We start from the raw sequence: 14,739 nt of genomic DNA, 5'->3' as shown, positions 1-14,739 counted from the left end.
AAAGCGCGAGGGTTCCGCCACCCCCAACCCCCTCCTTGCGAAGAGGAGGGGGCTTTTTGTGTGAGGGTCAGAACTTGGCGCCGGCGCGGATGCCGATCGTGCGGGGCTGGTTGGGGACCACGTAGGTGCGCTGCGTGCACGAGCCGCATTGGGCAAAGCGGGCAAGATCCCCACGCTCATCGAACACGTTGGTTGCGAACAGTTCGAGCGAATACTTGTCCCACTCGCTGCCCAGAGCCAGATTGAACTGCGTGAACGCGTTGATGCGACCCAGCGCGGCCGCCGGGCTGTAGGTGGTGGTGGTGCCGCCAAGATACGACAGCGAGCGGATGTCCGATGCCGCCGAGCTTTGATAGGTGGCGTTCACCTGGCCATAGACCTTGGCCGCGCCCACGGGCGTGGTGTAGCGCAGGGTGCTGACCAGCTTCCACTGCGGGGTGATCGGCAGGCGGGTTCCGGCCTTTGCCGAAACGGCATCGGCGCGGCCATCTGGCAGCGTGCCGTTGCACTTGTACGTGGCATCATCGCCAAGGCACAGGTTCTTGCGCGTTTTGGCATCGGTATAGGCGCCGCCGAAATTGAACGAGAGCCCACCCTTGACCACATTGGCATCGAATTCCACGCCGCGAATGCGCGCATCGGGCCCATTGTGGATTTCGGTAAAGCTGTTGGCGCCCAGATACGAAAACTGGAAGTTCTTCCAGTTCTGCTGGTAGACCGCCATGTTGAAGCGCAGCAGGCCATCGAACAGCGTGGTCTTGAGGCCCAGTTCGAAATTGGTGAGATAGTCCGGCTTGTAGGCGGCGACGTCGGCACGGCGGTTGATGCCACCGGGGCGGAACCCGCGGGAGACGGTGGCATAGGCGGTCACGTCACGATCAGGCTTCCACGTTAGGTTGAAGCGATAGGTACCGCCATCACCCTTGGCGCGCGTGGGCACCACGCCCCCGTTTTCGTATTCGCCCAGGTTGGTACAGGGACTTCCGCCAACGGCTGGCGGCAGCAACGTGGTATCGGCCTGTCCGGCCTGTTGTGCATCACGCAGACGCAACCCGCTGGTGGTGTAGCAGCCAGCCACGCCCGTGCGCGACGACCCCGCAGCGTTTGGCGGCGGCGATCCGGGAACCGCCTTGCCATCCGCGCCCGTCATATAGGCCGGATTGCGACCGAAGCCGAAGAAACCGATCAGCGAGTTGTCATACTTGAAATAGCGGCCGCCGGCCGTGGCGGTGAGGTTGGGCAGGATGTCGTAGCTCAATTCCCCGAACGCGGCATAGTCCTTGTCCACGCGGTGCTGCTGGGTCAGCCACAGCGTGCCGGGCTTGCCGTTGACCGACAGCAGATCGGCCAGGCCCGCGACCTGGTAATCCTGGTGGATCAGGTTGGACTGGCGCTGGTAGAACAGGCCACCGACGAAACGCAGCGGCTCGCTGGTGGGCGAAGCGATGCGCAGTTCGTGGCTCATCTTCTTGAAGTGATCCTGCCCGATCACCTGCTGGATCGGGGTGACCTGGTTGCCGGCATTGTCCTTGTAATAGAAATAGCCGGCGAGGCCGCCCGCGCTGGAATAGAGCGAGTCATAGGCTTCGGCATAGTCGGTATAATCGCTCGACGAGAACGTCTTGCGATCGAGGTAGGCGCCGGCATAAGTGAGATCCCAGCTACCGATCTTGCCTTCGATGGTGAGCGAAGCCTGTGCAAAGATGTCGCGGCGATATTCGGGCAGGAAATGCTGCACCTGAAGATCGCCCAGGCTGGTGTCATAGCCGTAGGACCCGTGGCTGCGCGTATCCTGGTACATCAGGCCGGGCGTGACGGTCCAGTTGTCGTCAAGGTCCACCTTGAGCAGGGCGCGGCCGCCGGCGATCTCGGTGTCGTTGTAGTTCTTCTTGACGTACTTGCTGTTGTTGATGGTGATGCCACCGGGCTTGGGCTCGAAGCTGCGCGTGCCCGCGACATTGTCGATATAGCCGGCATCCTTTTCATAGAAGCCGACGATGCGCAGCGCGGCCTTTTGCGACAGCGGGATGTTGACCATCCCTTCCACCTTGCCGCCGGTGCCGCCCTTGTGCACCTTGTTCACTTCCACATCCATGCGGCCGTAGTAGCCCGAGGTATCGGGCTTGTTGGTGATGATGCGGATCGTGCCGGCTTCGGACGAGGCGCCATAGAGCGTGCCCTGCGGCCCAGCCAGGCTTTCGATGCGGGCAATATCATAGACATGCACGTCAAGGTTGCCACCGATCGTGGTGACCGGCTGTTCGTCGAGATAGACGCCCACCGAGGGCAGCGACCCCGAGTGGTTGCCATCGCCGCCCGAGGCGACACCGCGCATGTAGATGATGTTGGTGCCCGGCGTGCCCGAGCTTTGCGCCACGACCGTGGGCAATTGCTGCGTATAGCCGTTGAAGTTCGACACATTGAGCTGGTCGAGCTTTTGCGTGCCCAGGGCCTGGATCGAGATCGGCACGTTCTGGAGGTTTTCCGAACGCTTTTGCGCGGTGACGATGATCACGTTGCCGCCATCGGCCGCCTGCGGTTCGGCCTGGGGCGCAGCATCCTGCGCCATCGCGATGCTGGCCGGCGCCAGGAGCGCGGTGCTCGTCATCAGGAGAAACCGCGAGAGACCCGCCGTGGCAATACGCATGCTTGAACCCACCCTGTTGCAATTCTTGTGCGCAAGGGTGTGCGCCGCCGTGCGATATTGCGTCAAGCGGTTACAATCTTCACCAATCGATCACAGATGAGCGTGGCAGTTTTGCAACGCATTGCCGATGTCAGACAAAACTTTGCGGCGCATCGGGATAGGCATCGAGCACCGGGCCGAGCGCGGCCTTGAGCGGATCGAGCCAGGGTTCGAAGGCTTTCCAGCCTTGCGTGCCTTCGCGGAAAATCGGTTGGCGCACTTGTTCGGAACTGGCGGTGCGCACGGCGCGCTCGGTCTGGTAGAACGCCAGGCATGCCGCCTCGAACGGCAGGCCGCAGGCATCGAGCAGCGCCCGCACTTCGTTTTCGGTATCATCGACCATGCGTTCATAGATCACGCGATGGACCGCGCCCGGTTGCACGGCATCGACATGGGCCATGAGCCGGACATAATCGGCATAATAGCGCCCCATGTCCGCCAGATCGTAGGTAAAGCCCTGCCCCCGCGCGAAATGCTGCTTGAAGTTGGAAAAGCAGCAGCCCAGCGGATGGCGCCGCGCATCGATGATCCGCGCGTTGGGCAGGATCAGGCGGATCAGCGGCACATGCACCCAGTTGTTGGGCATCTTGTCGATGAACAGCGGGCGTGCGGTGTGGCGCTGGATGCGCGTGGTGTGCAGATAGCTTTCGCCCATGCTGCGCAACTCTTCGGGCGAGAGGCCCGCCAGGCCGGCGGGGTAATCGGGCACCTTGCGGGCCAGTTGGGCGATGTCGGGCAGTTCGCTGGTGCCTTCCACCTGACTGTGGCTGGCCAGGATCTGTTCGACCAGGGTGGAGCCGGCGCGCGGCATGCCGAGGATGAAGATCGGATCGGGCGCCGCGCACCCCGCGCCGGCGCGTGCAGCAAACAGCGCCGGCGGGGCCGTAGCGATGATCGCATCGACGGTGGCGGTGGTTTCATCGGCCTTGTAGGGAATGCGGCGACGGCGCAGGGCATTGCCGGCGGCATAGTGATCGAACGCGGCCTGGGCCTGCTTGCGATCCTCGAACGCCTTGCCCAGCGCGAAATCGAGATGCCAGCGGTCTTCGGCGCCAAGCGCGGGATCGGCCAGCGCCTGCTCCATCGCGGCGATATCTTCATCGGCAAAGCGCACGGTCTTGAGGTTGGCGAGGCTCCACCACGCCTCGCCCAGCCCCGGCATCAGCGCGATGGCGCGGCGATAGGCGGCAATGCCGTCGGCCTGGCGGCCCACGGTTTTCAGCATGTGGCCATAGCTCATCCAAACACGCGGCTGGTCGGGCGCCTGGGCCAGGACCTTTTCATAAAGCGCCAGGGCCGCATCGAAAGATCCGATGCGGCCATTGGCGGCGGCGGCCAGATTGGCGTGGCCGAGGTTTTCGGGGTCTTCCAGGGTGACTTGCTGCAACTGCTCCAGCGCCTCTGCCGCGCGGTTGGTGCGATAGAGCACCAAGGCCAGGTTGGCGCGCGCGGGGGTGAAGGCCGGGTCCAGTTCGATCGCGCGGCGCAACAGGTTTTCCGCGTCGCCATAGCGGCCGATGCGCCCGGCCAGTTCGGCAAACAGGCGGATCGCGCGGGCATCGAACGGATCGTCCTTGAGCAGCGCGCGCAGCAGGGGTTCGGCGCGCGGCAGATCGTTGGCGTTCATCGCGGCGGCGGCAGCGACAAGGCGGGGATCGTAGGCGGGGCGCGAGGGCAGGGTCACGGTGGTCATCGCGCCACAACAAACATGGTGACGCCGCGCGATCAAGCGTTAGTCTTGTGCGATGCCAGGTGAACCAGGGGATGCGCCGCGTGAGTGATGCCAAAAGACGGGGCCTGGGTTTCTGGATGACGCTCGCCCTGGTGGTGGGCAACCTGATCGGATCGGGCATCTACCTGCTGCCGGCCACGCTGGCGCCGCTGGGCATCAACCAGTTGGCTGGCTGGGGGGTGACCATCGCCGGCTCGTTGTGCATGGCTTTCGTGTTTGCCCGGCTGGCCGCGCGCATGCCGGCGCCGGGCGGCCCGTTTGCCTATGTCATGCAAGGGTTCGGGCCGGGCGCGGGATTTGCCGCGGCCTGGGCCTATTGGACGATGCTGTGGTCAGGCAATGGCGCGGTGGCGGTGGCGGTGGTTTCCAACCTCAGCCTGCTTTATCCACCGCTGGGCAACACGCCGGGCGCGCCGGCGGCCCTTGCGGTGGGCGCGGTGTGGCTGCTGACGGCGATCAACATTCGCGGCGTGCGCAGCGCGGGCGATGTGCAGGTGATCACCACCGTGCTCAAGTTGCTGCCGCTGGCGCTGCTGATCGGGCTGGCACTGTGGCTGTGGCTTGCGGGCGCGCCGCGCGTGGTGCAGCCCGCCCTGCCCCTGTCGCCCAGCCTGGTGGCGACCGCGGCCGGCCTGACGTTCTGGGGCTTCCTAGGGCTGGAATCGGCCACCGTGCCTTCGGACAAAGTGGAAAACGCCGCGCGCGTGGTGCCGCGCGCCACGCTGTGGGGCGTGGCCTTGGCCGGCGCGATCTACCTGGGCATCGCGCTGGCCTTTCGGGCCTATATGCCAGAAGCAGCGGCGGGCGCCTCCCCGTCCCCGGTGGCGCAGTTCCTGGGATCGCGCCTGGGTGGGGACGTTTCGAAGATTGTCGCGGTGTTTGCCGCGATCAGCGCGTTCGGCACGCTCAACGGCTTTATCCTGGTGCAAGGCGAAGTGCCTTGGGCCATGGCGCGCGACGGGCTGTTTCCCGCCTGGTTCGGCAAGGAAACCCGCGCCGGCACGCCGATCAACGCGCACCTCGTGTCCTCGGGGCTGCTCACCGTGATCACGCTGCTCAATTTCGGGCGCGACATGGGCAACCTGTTCACCTTCATCGCCTCGATCAGCCTGGCCGCCGGCATGCTGACCTATGTGGCGACAATGGCAGCGGCAATGCGCCTGCTGCGTGATGAATGGGCGGTGGTGGTGGTGGCCATGCTGGCGGGCGCGTTCAACGCCTGGGCGCTGTGGGGCCTGGGGCTGGAAGCGATTGCCTATGGGCTGGTGCTGGTGGCGCTGGGGCTGCCTGTCTATCTGGCGGTGCGGTGGGGGAAGCGCAGGGACACCTCGTCACCCCGGACTTGATCCGGGGTTTGGCTTTTTTTGAGGCGTTGCGCGTGGTTTCCACCACCCCCAAACCCCCTCCTCTGAAGAGGAGGGGGCTTTTTTGTTGCGCCCTTAGCGGTGCAGCATTTTCCACAGGAGCGAGCGGTCGCGGATGATTTCGGCCGCCGCGTTGTGGCCGGGGGCGCCAGTGACGCCGCCGCCGGGGTGGGTGCCCGAACCGCACATGTAGAGGCCCTTGATCGGCGCGCGATAGTCGCCGTGGCCGAGCACCGGGCGCGCGGCCCAAAGCTGTTCGAGGCTCATGCGGCCGTGGAAGATATCGCCGCCGATCAGGCCGAACTTGCGCTCCAGATCGAGCGGCGAATGGATCTGGCGGGCGATCACCGCATTCTTGAAGTTGGGCGCATGCTCGGTGATCGTGTCGATCACGTGGTCGGCCACTTCCTCGCGCACGTCGTCCCAGCTGCGGCCGTCGGGCAGTTCCGGGCTGAACTGCTGGCAGAACAGGCTGGCCACGTGGGCGCCTTCGGGGGCCAGGGTCTTGTCCACGGTGCTGGGGATCTTGATTTCGACGATGGGCTTTTTCGACCAGCCGTGGACGCGCGCGTCGTCATAGGCCTGGTCCATATAGTCCATGCCCGGCGCGATGATGATGCCGGCGGTATGGTGTTCGGCCTGGGCCTTGCCCGGCAGCACGGTGAAATCGGGCAGTTCCGACAGCGCCACGTTCATGCGGAACGTGCCCGATCCGGTCTTGTAGCCATCGATGGCCTGGGCGAAATCGGGCGCCAGGTCGCTGCGGTCCACCAGTTGGCGATAGAGCAGCGCGGGGCCGACATTGGCCGCGACGATGGGCGCGTAGAGTTCCTCGCCGCCCGCCAGTTTGACGCCGGCCGCCTTGCCGTTGTTGACCAGCACTTTGGCCACCGGGCTTTCCAGGCTGATCTCAACGCCGGCCAGTTCGCAGGCCTTGGCCATGGCCTGGGTGATCGCGCCCATGCCGCCCACCGCGTGGCCCCAGGCGCCAAGCTTGCCGTTCACTTCGCCGAACACATGGTGCAGCAGGACATAGGCAGAGCCAGGCGTGGAGACGCCGGCAAAGTTGCCCACCACCGCGTCGAAGCCGAAGGCGGACTTGACGTGATCGTCTTCGAACCAGGCGTCGAGGAACTCGCGCGCGGAGCGGGTGAAGATATTGAGCAGGTCGCGCTGCGCCGCCAGGTCCATCTTGGCGAGCGGCCAGCCCTGCTTGGCCGCCGCGGCCAGGGCATGGAGCCCGCCGCCGATGTTGGGCGGGCATTGCAGGGCCAGATCGCGCAGCACTTGCGCCACCTTTTCCAGCGCGGCGTCATAGCGCGGATAAGCGTCAGCATCCTTTTGCGAGAAGCGCGCGAATTCGGCTTGGGTGCGTTCCGCCCCGCCGCCGAGTTTCAAATAGGTGTCAGAAAAGGGGAAGAAGTTGCTGATCTGGCGTTCGAGCACACGATAGCCATGATCAGCCAGCTTCATGTCGGCGATCACTTTGGGCCGCAGCAGGCTGACGGTGTAGCTGGCGGTGGAATTGCGGAAGCCGGGGTGGAATTCCTCGGTCACGCAGGCGCCGCCCACGATGTCGCGCCGTTCCAGCACGCGCACTTTCATGCCGGCCTTGGCCAGATAGAACGCGCAGACCAGGCCGTTGTGGCCGCCGCCGATAATCAGCGCGTCGTAGCGGTTGCTCATCGTGTGGTTTCCTTCGTGGGATCGTAAAAGGGAATGCGTTTCTGCTTCGTCACCCCGGACTTGATCCGGGGTCCCGCTTCTTTGCCAGCGCCGTGCACGGGTTCAAGCGGGACCCCGGATCAAGTCCGGGGTGACGTTGGTGCTAACGTTTGCTCCAGCCCTCGGCCGGCTGGTGATGCAGTCTGGCCTCAGGGATCAAGGTGCGGATCTTGCGGGCAAAGCTGCGCAGGCACACTTCGCTGCGGCCGATCGGCCCGGCGCCATAGCTGGCCGAATGCATGCCTTGCTGCACACGTTCGATCAGCCAGGTATCCTCGGCATTGACCACGCGGTTGATCCGCCAATTGGCATAGCGCACCAGCTTCATCGTGCGCTCCTGCCCCGGCGGCGTGGCGCTGTCAGGCAGGCTGAACACCATTTCGCGCAAGGTGCAGGTGGTGGGCGATGTGGGCAGCCACTGCATGAAATCGACCTGATCGGCATAGATGTCGAACGCCATGTTGGGCCAGAGCTTGTAATAGAGCCAGCGCCGCTGTGCCGCATCGGGCAAGTGCGGAACGCGCGGCAGGTGCGTCTGGTAAAACCGCTCCCAGAAATGCGGGCTGGGCGTATCGACCAGATCGCCTTTCATCCGATCGACCCAGGGCTGCGCGGAAATCTCGTAGGACTTGCCGAAAATCCGGCTTAGCCCGTCGTGCGCCACGGGGATGTGCAGGTTGTCGGAATAATTGTCGCCCACGTTCTTCCAGTTCACCGCGCGGGGGCGTTCGCGCACGTCGCCCATGCGGCACATCTGGGCCAGGCGATAGGGCGCCAATTCGGCTTCATAGGGCGCCATCATTTCGGCCACGGAAGGAAAGCCGCGATCCTCCAGCCGGACGAAGACGAAGCCGTGCCACACTTCGAGGTCCACCGGGAACAGGCCGTTCTGCGCCAGATCGAGCGCAGGGTAATCGCGCTTCATCGGCACGCCGGTGAGCCGGCCATCGGCCTCATAGGTCCAGGCGTGATAGGGGCAGACCAGCTTGCGCGCGCAGCCCGCCGCGCCTTCCACCAGGCGCATGGCGCGGTGGCGGCACAGGTTGTGGAACGCGCGTACCTGCCCATCCTCGCCGCGCACGACGATGACGTTTTCGCCGCAGTAGGACAGGCTGCGCCAGGCGCCGGGCTGATCGAGATCGCTTTCATGGCACACGATCTGCCACGAAGGGCGGATGATCCGCTCCATTTCCAACGCCGCGAATTCGGGATCGCGATAGATCCAGCCGGGCAGGCTCCAATCCGCATCCGGATCGGGCGTGCCCGCTTGACCAGCACATTGCGCCATCACCAAATGGCGGTGTTCATCAAGAGCAAGATCGGCCATGGGTGACTCCCCGCACATCGCCTTATTGGACGATCGTACAACAACTATCGGGAAGTGCAAGATGCAAGGTGCCGATGCCCGGACAGGGCGCTCGCCCCGCCCTCCGCAGGTTCGTGAAGCCGCGCCGCGCGGTGCCACGCGCCGACGCGCCGAACCCGATGCGCGGCGGCAGAGCCTGATCGAGGCGACGATGCGGGTGCTGGCGCGCGCCGGGGCCAATGGCGCAAGCGTGCGCGCGATTGCGCAGGAAGCCGGCGTTTCGCCGGGCCTGGTGGGGCATTACTTCACCGGGATCGATGCGCTGATCGCCGAAACCTATACCCACGTCGATGCCATGGTGACCCGTGCGCTGGACGCTGCCGTGGCCGCCGCCCCGCCCCAGCCCCGCGCCCGGCTGGAAGCCTTCGTCACGGCAAGCTTCACCGCACCGATCGCCCAGCCCGCGCTGCTGGCCACCTGGATCGCGTTCTGGAGCCTGGTGACCAGCCAGCCGCAGATCGCCCGCCAGCACGACGACCAATACGCCGGCTATCGCGCCCGGCTGGAGCACTTGCTGCGCGAAACCGGCGTGGCCGAGGCGGATTTGCGCCATGCGGCGATTGCCGTGACTGCGCTGGTCGATGGGCTGTGGCTGGAACTGTGCCTTTCGCCGCAGTGCTTTTCCGGCGAGGAAGCCGGCGCGATTGCGCGGCGGTTTCTGGGGACGGTTTGTGGGGATACGGTAGGCGAGTAAAGTCAGCCAACGCCCGATCGCTTTGTCGCCGATCGATCAACCCGGTTTCGGGATGGTTTCGCACGAAGACACGAAGGCACAAAGAAGGTCGTTCTCTTTGTGGCTTCGTGTCTTCGTGTGGGATTTTTTGGTTGGCACGACTGGGAATGGCCCGTCACGATGGTGTGATGCACGGCCGTAAGCGGGACCCCGGATCAAGTCCGGGGTGACGTTAAATATCCGTGGTGTAATTACTTCTCCGTCACCCCGGACTTGATCCGGGGTCCCGCTTATTGTGACGATTCCAAGTTTTCACCAAAGCACGCTAAGTTGCTTGGTCAATCTGGCAATTCTTCGGATTTGCTCGTGGTGAGGGAGATCGCGGCTCAATGCGCGCTGCCTTACTTCAATAGCCATCCTGCGTTTGTCTTTCCAAACTTGCAGGACGCGATGGGAACTAAATGCGCGATAGGTAGGTTGCCCGCCGTTGAGCAATACACGGCGCATCGCCCGAATTTGTGAAATGTGGCGCTGGGCGAACCAATGTGGATGCGGACCGTAGCGCTTCATCAAGCGTGCGTAGTTTGCCTGCCGGCTTGCGCGGTATTCTTTCCATTGGGGGTCTTGTTCGCGCAACATTGGGCTCATGCAAATCTTCCTCAACGACTTCGTGGAGGAAGGCTATAGTAGCGCCTTGCTTCCACCACCCCCAAACCCCCTCCTCTGAAGAGGAGGGGGCTCATTCTTCATTTGGACAGGTCGGTGAAGAGGCTGGTGAAGTAGACCACGCCGGGGGCGATGTTCGACAAGGGCACGCGCTCGTTGAGGCCGTGGGCGAATTCTTCGCTGTCCTTGATCAGCACGGGGCTGGCGCCATAGGCGTCCACGCCGTTGACGCGGTACCACATCGAGTCCGACGCGCCGGAGGCCTGGGCCGGGATCACGGCGATGCCGGGATAGGCCAGGTGAATGGCCTTGTTCGCCGAATTCACGAAATCGGGGCGCATCGGGCTGGCCGGCGACGGAGTGGAGCCCTCGGTCACGTCGGTGAACTTGACCACCGGCATGTTTGCCACCTTGGCCAGTTCGGCCATGATGTCTTCGCGCTTGTGGCCGGGGAAGATGCGGCAGTTGATATTGGCGGTGGCGCGTTGCGGCAGGGCGTTAAGCGCGTGGCCGCCATTGACCATCGTGGGCACGCAGGTGGTTTCGATGCGGCCGATGAATTCGGGCAAGGACCGCAGCGTGGCAATGGCAGCGGCATCGGTGGGATCGGCGGCGAAGGCGCGCATGGCGCCGGCGACTTGCGGGTTGGGCGTGATCTTGGCCGCGCTTTCAAAGAACGCCTTGGTCAGCGGGCTTTGTTCGGGGGTGAAGTGATAGGCGCCGATCGCAACCAGCGCCTGGCTGAGCTGAACGATGGCGTTGTCCTTGCGCGGGGCCGAGCTGTGGCCGCCGGGATTGGTCACTTCCAGCTGGAAATCGGCATAGTTCTTTTCCGCGCCGTCCCAGGTCCAGGCGAGCGGCTTGGCGGTGTCTTCGGCCAGCATGCCGCCGCCACCATCGACGTTGATGACCAGCCCCGCCTGCCCTTTCAGCCGTTCGGCGATCAGGCGGCTGGTCTTCATCGTGGTTTCTTCATCGCCCGAGAAAGCGATGATGATCGTGCGCTTGGGCTTGAACCCCTTGTGGCGCATTTCGATCAGGGTGGAGACGGCGAGCGCCGCGTTGAACTTCATGTCGAGCGCGCCGCGCCCGAACAGGTAGCCGTTTTCCACCACCGGCACGAAGGGATCGCGTTCCCAATCGGCGCGCTTGGCTTCCACCACGTCCATATGGCCCGAGAGCACCAGCGGCTTGAGGCTGGGGTCGCTGCCTTTCCAGGTGGCGAGCAGATAGGCGGTATCGTCTACCGGCACGATCTCGATGTCAGACGGTGCCCAGCCGGCCTTGAGCAGCGTGTCGCGATAGAGCGCGGCAACCTTGGGCGTTTCGTTGCCCGGCCCCTGCACCGAGCGCATGGCGATGGTCTGCTTGGACAAGTCGAGCGTCTGGGCTTCCGCCTCGGCATGGCCGGAAGGGGCAGCCAGGGCGGGCGTGGCGACCAGGGCAGCGAGGGAAACCAGGGGCAACGTCAGTTTCATCGGCGGTGTCATGGGGGGGGGCACTCCTTTTCGCGCCGGAAACTGGTCCCGATTGGTTTCGCGCACAACCTCTTTTTGCGATGCCAGATGTGCAAAACCCCGGCGCCGCAAAGGCACCGGGGTCCGGCATTACGTCGCAAAGGAACGCGCGATCAGTCCTTGATCTTCGACGTGTCGAACGTGCCCAGGCCGGGCTTGAAGCTCTTTTCATCGAGGAACTGGCGCGTCGCTTCCTTGCGCGCGGCCACGCCGCCAAAGCTGTGCAGCGCTTCCTGGGCGCGGATCAGATAGTCTTCGGCGTTTTCATAGGTCATGTCGATCATGCGGCGCACGGCCCACTTGGTGGCGCGCAGGGCATGGCCGTCCTTCTTGAGCAGCGCTTCGGCAACGGCCTGGACGCGCGCCTTGAGCTGGTCATGCGGCACGGATTCGGTGACGAGACCCTGCGCGGCGGCCTGCTGGCCGGTGAGGTTTTCGCCCATCATCGCGTGGTACATCGCCTTGCGCAGCGGCATGAGATCGGCCGCCACCTTGGACGCGCCGCCGCCGGGCAGGATGCCCCAGTTGATTTCGGAAAGGCCGAACTGCGCATCATCCGAAGCCACGGCGATGTCGCACGCGTAGAGCGGGCCATAACCGCCGCCAAAGCACCAGCCATTGACCATGGCGATGGTGGGCTTTTCATACCAGCGCAGGCGGTTCCACCAGCGATAGGCTTCGCGCTGCGCCTTGCGCACGGCCCACAGGCCCTGCGCTTCGGTTTCGCGGAAGTATTCCTTGAGATCCATGCCGGCCGACCAGGCATCGCCCTCGCCCGAGAGCACCAGCACGCCCACGTCTTCGCGGAATTCCAGTTCCTCGATGACCTTGAGCATCTGGCGGTTGAGCTTGGGGCTCATGCAGTTGCGCTTTTCCGGGCGGTTGAAACGCACCCAGGCGATGCGGTTCTCGATCGTGACGGCAACGGTATCCTCTTCCGCGCGCACGGCCTGTTCTTCTGCCATGATATTGTCCTTTCGGTGTTCTTGTTTCGGAAATTCAGATCGGGAAATGGCCGGGTTGGGTTTCCACGGTGATCCAGCGCAGTTCGGTGAAGCTGTCGATCCCGGCCTTGCCGCCAAAGCGCCCATAGCCAGACGCGCCGACACCGCCGAACGGCATCTGCGCTTCATCGTGCACAGTGGGGCCGTTGACGTGGCAGATGCCCGAAGTGATTTGGCGCGCCACGCGCAGGCCATGCGCGGTGTCGCGCGTGAACACGGCGGCGGAGAGGCCATATTCGCTGTCGTTGGCCAGTGCGATGGCATGGGCTTCATCCCGCGCGTGGATCACGCCGACGACCGGGCCGAAGCTTTCATCGCGGAACAGCTTCATGGCCTGCGTCACGCCATCCACCACATGGGCGGGCATCAGCACGTTGTGGGTGGTTTCACCGCCGACCAGCAGCGTGGCGCCGTGATCAAGCGCGTCCTGCACCAGGCCCTGGCAGTGCGCCACGGTCTTGGCATCGACCACGGCGCCGAGCGGCGTCTTGCCCTCGCGCGGGTCACCCACGGCGAGCGTTTCGACCTTCGCCTTGAAGCGCTTGGCAAATTCGGCCGCCACGGCTTCGACCACGATGATCCGCTCGGTGCTCATGCAGATCTGGCCCTGGTTCATGAACGCGCCAAAGGCCGCGGCCTTGACCGCTTCATCGAGGTCAGCATCTTCCAGCACGATCAGCGGCGCCTTGCCGCCCAGTTCGAGCAGGCAGGGCTTCAAGTGGCCGGCCGCGCGGGTGGCGATGATCTTGCCCACTGCGGTGGAGCCGGTGAAGTTGATGCGCTTAACCTGCGGCGCATCGATCAGCGCGCCCACCACCGCGCCGGCATCGGCCGGGGCATTGGTGACGACCTGGACCACGCCTTCGGGGAAGCCGGCTTCGGCAAAAGCCTCGATAATCAGGGCATGGGTGCGCGGGCACTGTTCCGATGCCTTGAGAATGACCGCGTTGCCGCAGGCCAGCGGCACGGCAATGGCGCGCACGCCCAGGATGATCGGCGCATTCCACGGCGCGATGCCCAGGATCACGCCGACCGGTTCACGCAGGGCCATGGCCAGGCAACCGGGCTTGTCGGACGGGATCACTTCGCCGGCGATCTGGGTGGTGAGCGCGGCAGCCTCGCGCACCATGCTGGCGGCCAGGCCCAGATTGAACAGCGCCCAGCCCTTGGTGGCGCCGATTTCGCCCATCATCGCCTCGACAAAGGCATCGGCGCGGGCTTCGAGCGCGGCGGCCGCCTTCATCAGCACGGCGCGCCGGGCATTGGGGCCTTGGGCAGCCCAGGCCGGAAACGCAGTACCGGCCTTGGCGGCAATGGCGGGGATATCGGCAGCCTGCATGGCCGGGGCCGAAGATGCCACCGAGCCATCAAGGGGATTGAGCCGTTCGAACTGCATCGTGAGTCTCCCAATTATGTTATGGTTTATAGCAATCATCGCAGGCAGCCGCAACCGGGCAGTGCCGCCACAGGCCCATCGCGGGCGGTTATGCCCCTTGGGGCACCTGCTATTTCGCGTAGGCAAACATACGGGGTGATTTGCAATTTCCGCATCAGCGCAGATTGGTTGCAGATGCGCTTATCGTCTTTTATTCATATATTTCATATTTTTAGTGGAATGCATGTGTTCCGGCGGGGAAAGGGTGTTTCTTGCTGAGCGTTTAACAATTGCATTTTTTGCAAGATTAGTTCTGCATTTCGCACTTGCACATTTGCGCTGCGGCAGACAAAAGGGACGGGCCTTTCAGGCATCCTCTCCCAAACTTTCGAAGGGCCGCCCATCTTGTGCGGCCTTTTTTTGCGCCTTCTGCCTCCGCCGGCGGCGTGCGCCATTGGCCTAACGTGCAATGGCGCCAGGACAAAGCAACGGCCATCGTCGCCCCGCGGGCACGGGGGCATGTGGCATCAAAGCCGCAGCAAACGCGCCACGCACGATAACCAGAACAATCGCGGATGACGCCGCCAGGGGGCCTCACCATAAGGGGCGCAATGGGCAGGGACTGTCAGGA

10 protein-coding genes are annotated in these 14,739 nt (G+C 64.3%); 2 read left to right on the top strand and 8 right to left on the bottom strand.

Annotated features, from left to right (window positions below; genetic code table 11):
• Positions 1–67: 67 nt before the first annotated feature.
• On the bottom strand, positions 68–2,647 hold the full coding sequence (locus R9J51_RS10585; protein ID WP_179504441.1) for a TonB-dependent receptor domain-containing protein: 2,580 nt from the start codon (positions 2,645–2,647) through the stop codon (positions 68–70).
• 130 nt (positions 2,648–2,777) lie between these two features.
• A complete protein-coding gene (locus R9J51_RS10580; RefSeq protein WP_179504440.1) occupies positions 2,778–4,379 on the bottom strand; it encodes a sulfotransferase in 1,602 nt (533 codons plus the stop codon).
• Positions 4,380–4,459: 80 nt separating this feature from the next.
• Here R9J51_RS10580 and R9J51_RS10575 point away from each other — a divergent pair, with 80 nt between their 5' ends.
• Positions 4,460–5,764 (top strand): APC family permease, encoded by a 1,305-nt coding sequence (locus R9J51_RS10575; RefSeq protein ID WP_432787380.1) that lies wholly within the window; start codon positions 4,460–4,462, stop codon positions 5,762–5,764.
• Positions 5,765–5,857: 93 nt separating this feature from the next.
• Here R9J51_RS10575 and R9J51_RS10570 read toward each other — a convergent pair whose 3' ends face one another.
• The gene (locus R9J51_RS10570; protein ID WP_179504438.1) at positions 5,858–7,468 is read right to left on the bottom strand and encodes a phytoene desaturase family protein; all 1,611 of its coding nucleotides are present in this window, start codon (positions 7,466–7,468) and stop codon (positions 5,858–5,860) included.
• A 142-nt stretch (positions 7,469–7,610) separates the two neighbouring features.
• Entirely contained in the window at positions 7,611–8,795 is a 1,185-nt protein-coding gene (locus tag R9J51_RS10565; RefSeq protein ID WP_179506425.1) for an aromatic ring-hydroxylating oxygenase subunit alpha, read from the bottom strand.
• A 100-nt stretch (positions 8,796–8,895) separates the two neighbouring features.
• Between R9J51_RS10565 and betI the strand changes: the two genes are divergently transcribed.
• Positions 8,896–9,567 (top strand): transcriptional regulator BetI, encoded by a 672-nt coding sequence (gene betI, locus R9J51_RS10560; protein ID WP_179504437.1) that lies wholly within the window; start codon positions 8,896–8,898, stop codon positions 9,565–9,567.
• 291 nt (positions 9,568–9,858) lie between these two features.
• Here the strand turns inward: betI and R9J51_RS10555 are convergent, their stop codons facing one another.
• The 4 genes from R9J51_RS10555 to R9J51_RS10540 form a co-directional block, all read right to left on the bottom strand.
• Positions 9,859–10,194 carry a hypothetical protein gene (locus R9J51_RS10555; RefSeq protein ID WP_179504436.1) on the bottom strand — a complete coding sequence of 112 codons (336 nt, stop codon included), beginning with the start codon at positions 10,192–10,194 and terminating at the stop codon, positions 9,859–9,861.
• Between the two features lie 98 nt (positions 10,195–10,292).
• Positions 10,293–11,690, bottom strand: a complete 1,398-nt coding sequence (locus R9J51_RS10550) for a M20/M25/M40 family metallo-hydrolase (protein ID WP_179506424.1) — start codon at positions 11,688–11,690, stop codon at positions 10,293–10,295.
• Positions 11,691–11,842: 152 nt separating this feature from the next.
• A complete protein-coding gene (locus R9J51_RS10545; protein WP_168554433.1) occupies positions 11,843–12,694 on the bottom strand; it encodes a p-hydroxycinnamoyl CoA hydratase/lyase in 852 nt (283 codons plus the stop codon).
• A gap of 34 nt (positions 12,695–12,728) precedes the next feature.
• Positions 12,729–14,129, bottom strand: a complete 1,401-nt coding sequence (locus R9J51_RS10540; RefSeq protein ID WP_179504435.1) for an aldehyde dehydrogenase — start codon at positions 14,127–14,129, stop codon at positions 12,729–12,731.
• Between the last annotated feature and the right edge of the window lie 610 nt (positions 14,130–14,739).

Source organism: Novosphingobium rhizosphaerae (assembly GCF_050920675.1).
Taxonomy (GTDB): Bacteria; Pseudomonadota; Alphaproteobacteria; order Sphingomonadales; family Sphingomonadaceae; genus Novosphingobium; species Novosphingobium rhizosphaerae.
Note: the sequence above shows the minus strand (reverse complement) of the source record. Positions and strands in the feature narration are given on the sequence as shown.

Excerpts from the sequence above, each read along its gene's own strand:
- R9J51_RS10585 (WP_179504441.1), bottom strand. The coding sequence starts at position 2,647 with ATGCGTATTGCCACGGCGGGTCTCTCGCGGTTTCTCCTGATGACGAGC.
- R9J51_RS10580 (WP_179504440.1), bottom strand. The coding sequence starts at position 4,379 with ATGACCACCGTGACCCTGCCCTCGCGCCCCGCCTACGATCCCCGCCTT.
- R9J51_RS10570 (WP_179504438.1), bottom strand. The coding sequence starts at position 7,468 with ATGAGCAACCGCTACGACGCGCTGATTATCGGCGGCGGCCACAACGGC.
- R9J51_RS10565 (WP_179506425.1), bottom strand. The coding sequence starts at position 8,795 with ATGGCGCAATGTGCTGGTCAAGCGGGCACGCCCGATCCGGATGCGGAT.
- betI (WP_179504437.1), top strand. The coding sequence starts at position 8,896 with ATGCAAGGTGCCGATGCCCGGACAGGGCGCTCGCCCCGCCCTCCGCAG.
- R9J51_RS10555 (WP_179504436.1), bottom strand. The coding sequence starts at position 10,194 with ATGAGCCCAATGTTGCGCGAACAAGACCCCCAATGGAAAGAATACCGC.
- R9J51_RS10550 (WP_179506424.1), bottom strand. The coding sequence starts at position 11,690 with ATGAAACTGACGTTGCCCCTGGTTTCCCTCGCTGCCCTGGTCGCCACG.
- R9J51_RS10545 (WP_168554433.1), bottom strand. The coding sequence starts at position 12,694 with ATGGCAGAAGAACAGGCCGTGCGCGCGGAAGAGGATACCGTTGCCGTC.
- R9J51_RS10540 (WP_179504435.1), bottom strand. The coding sequence starts at position 14,129 with ATGCAGTTCGAACGGCTCAATCCCCTTGATGGCTCGGTGGCATCTTCG.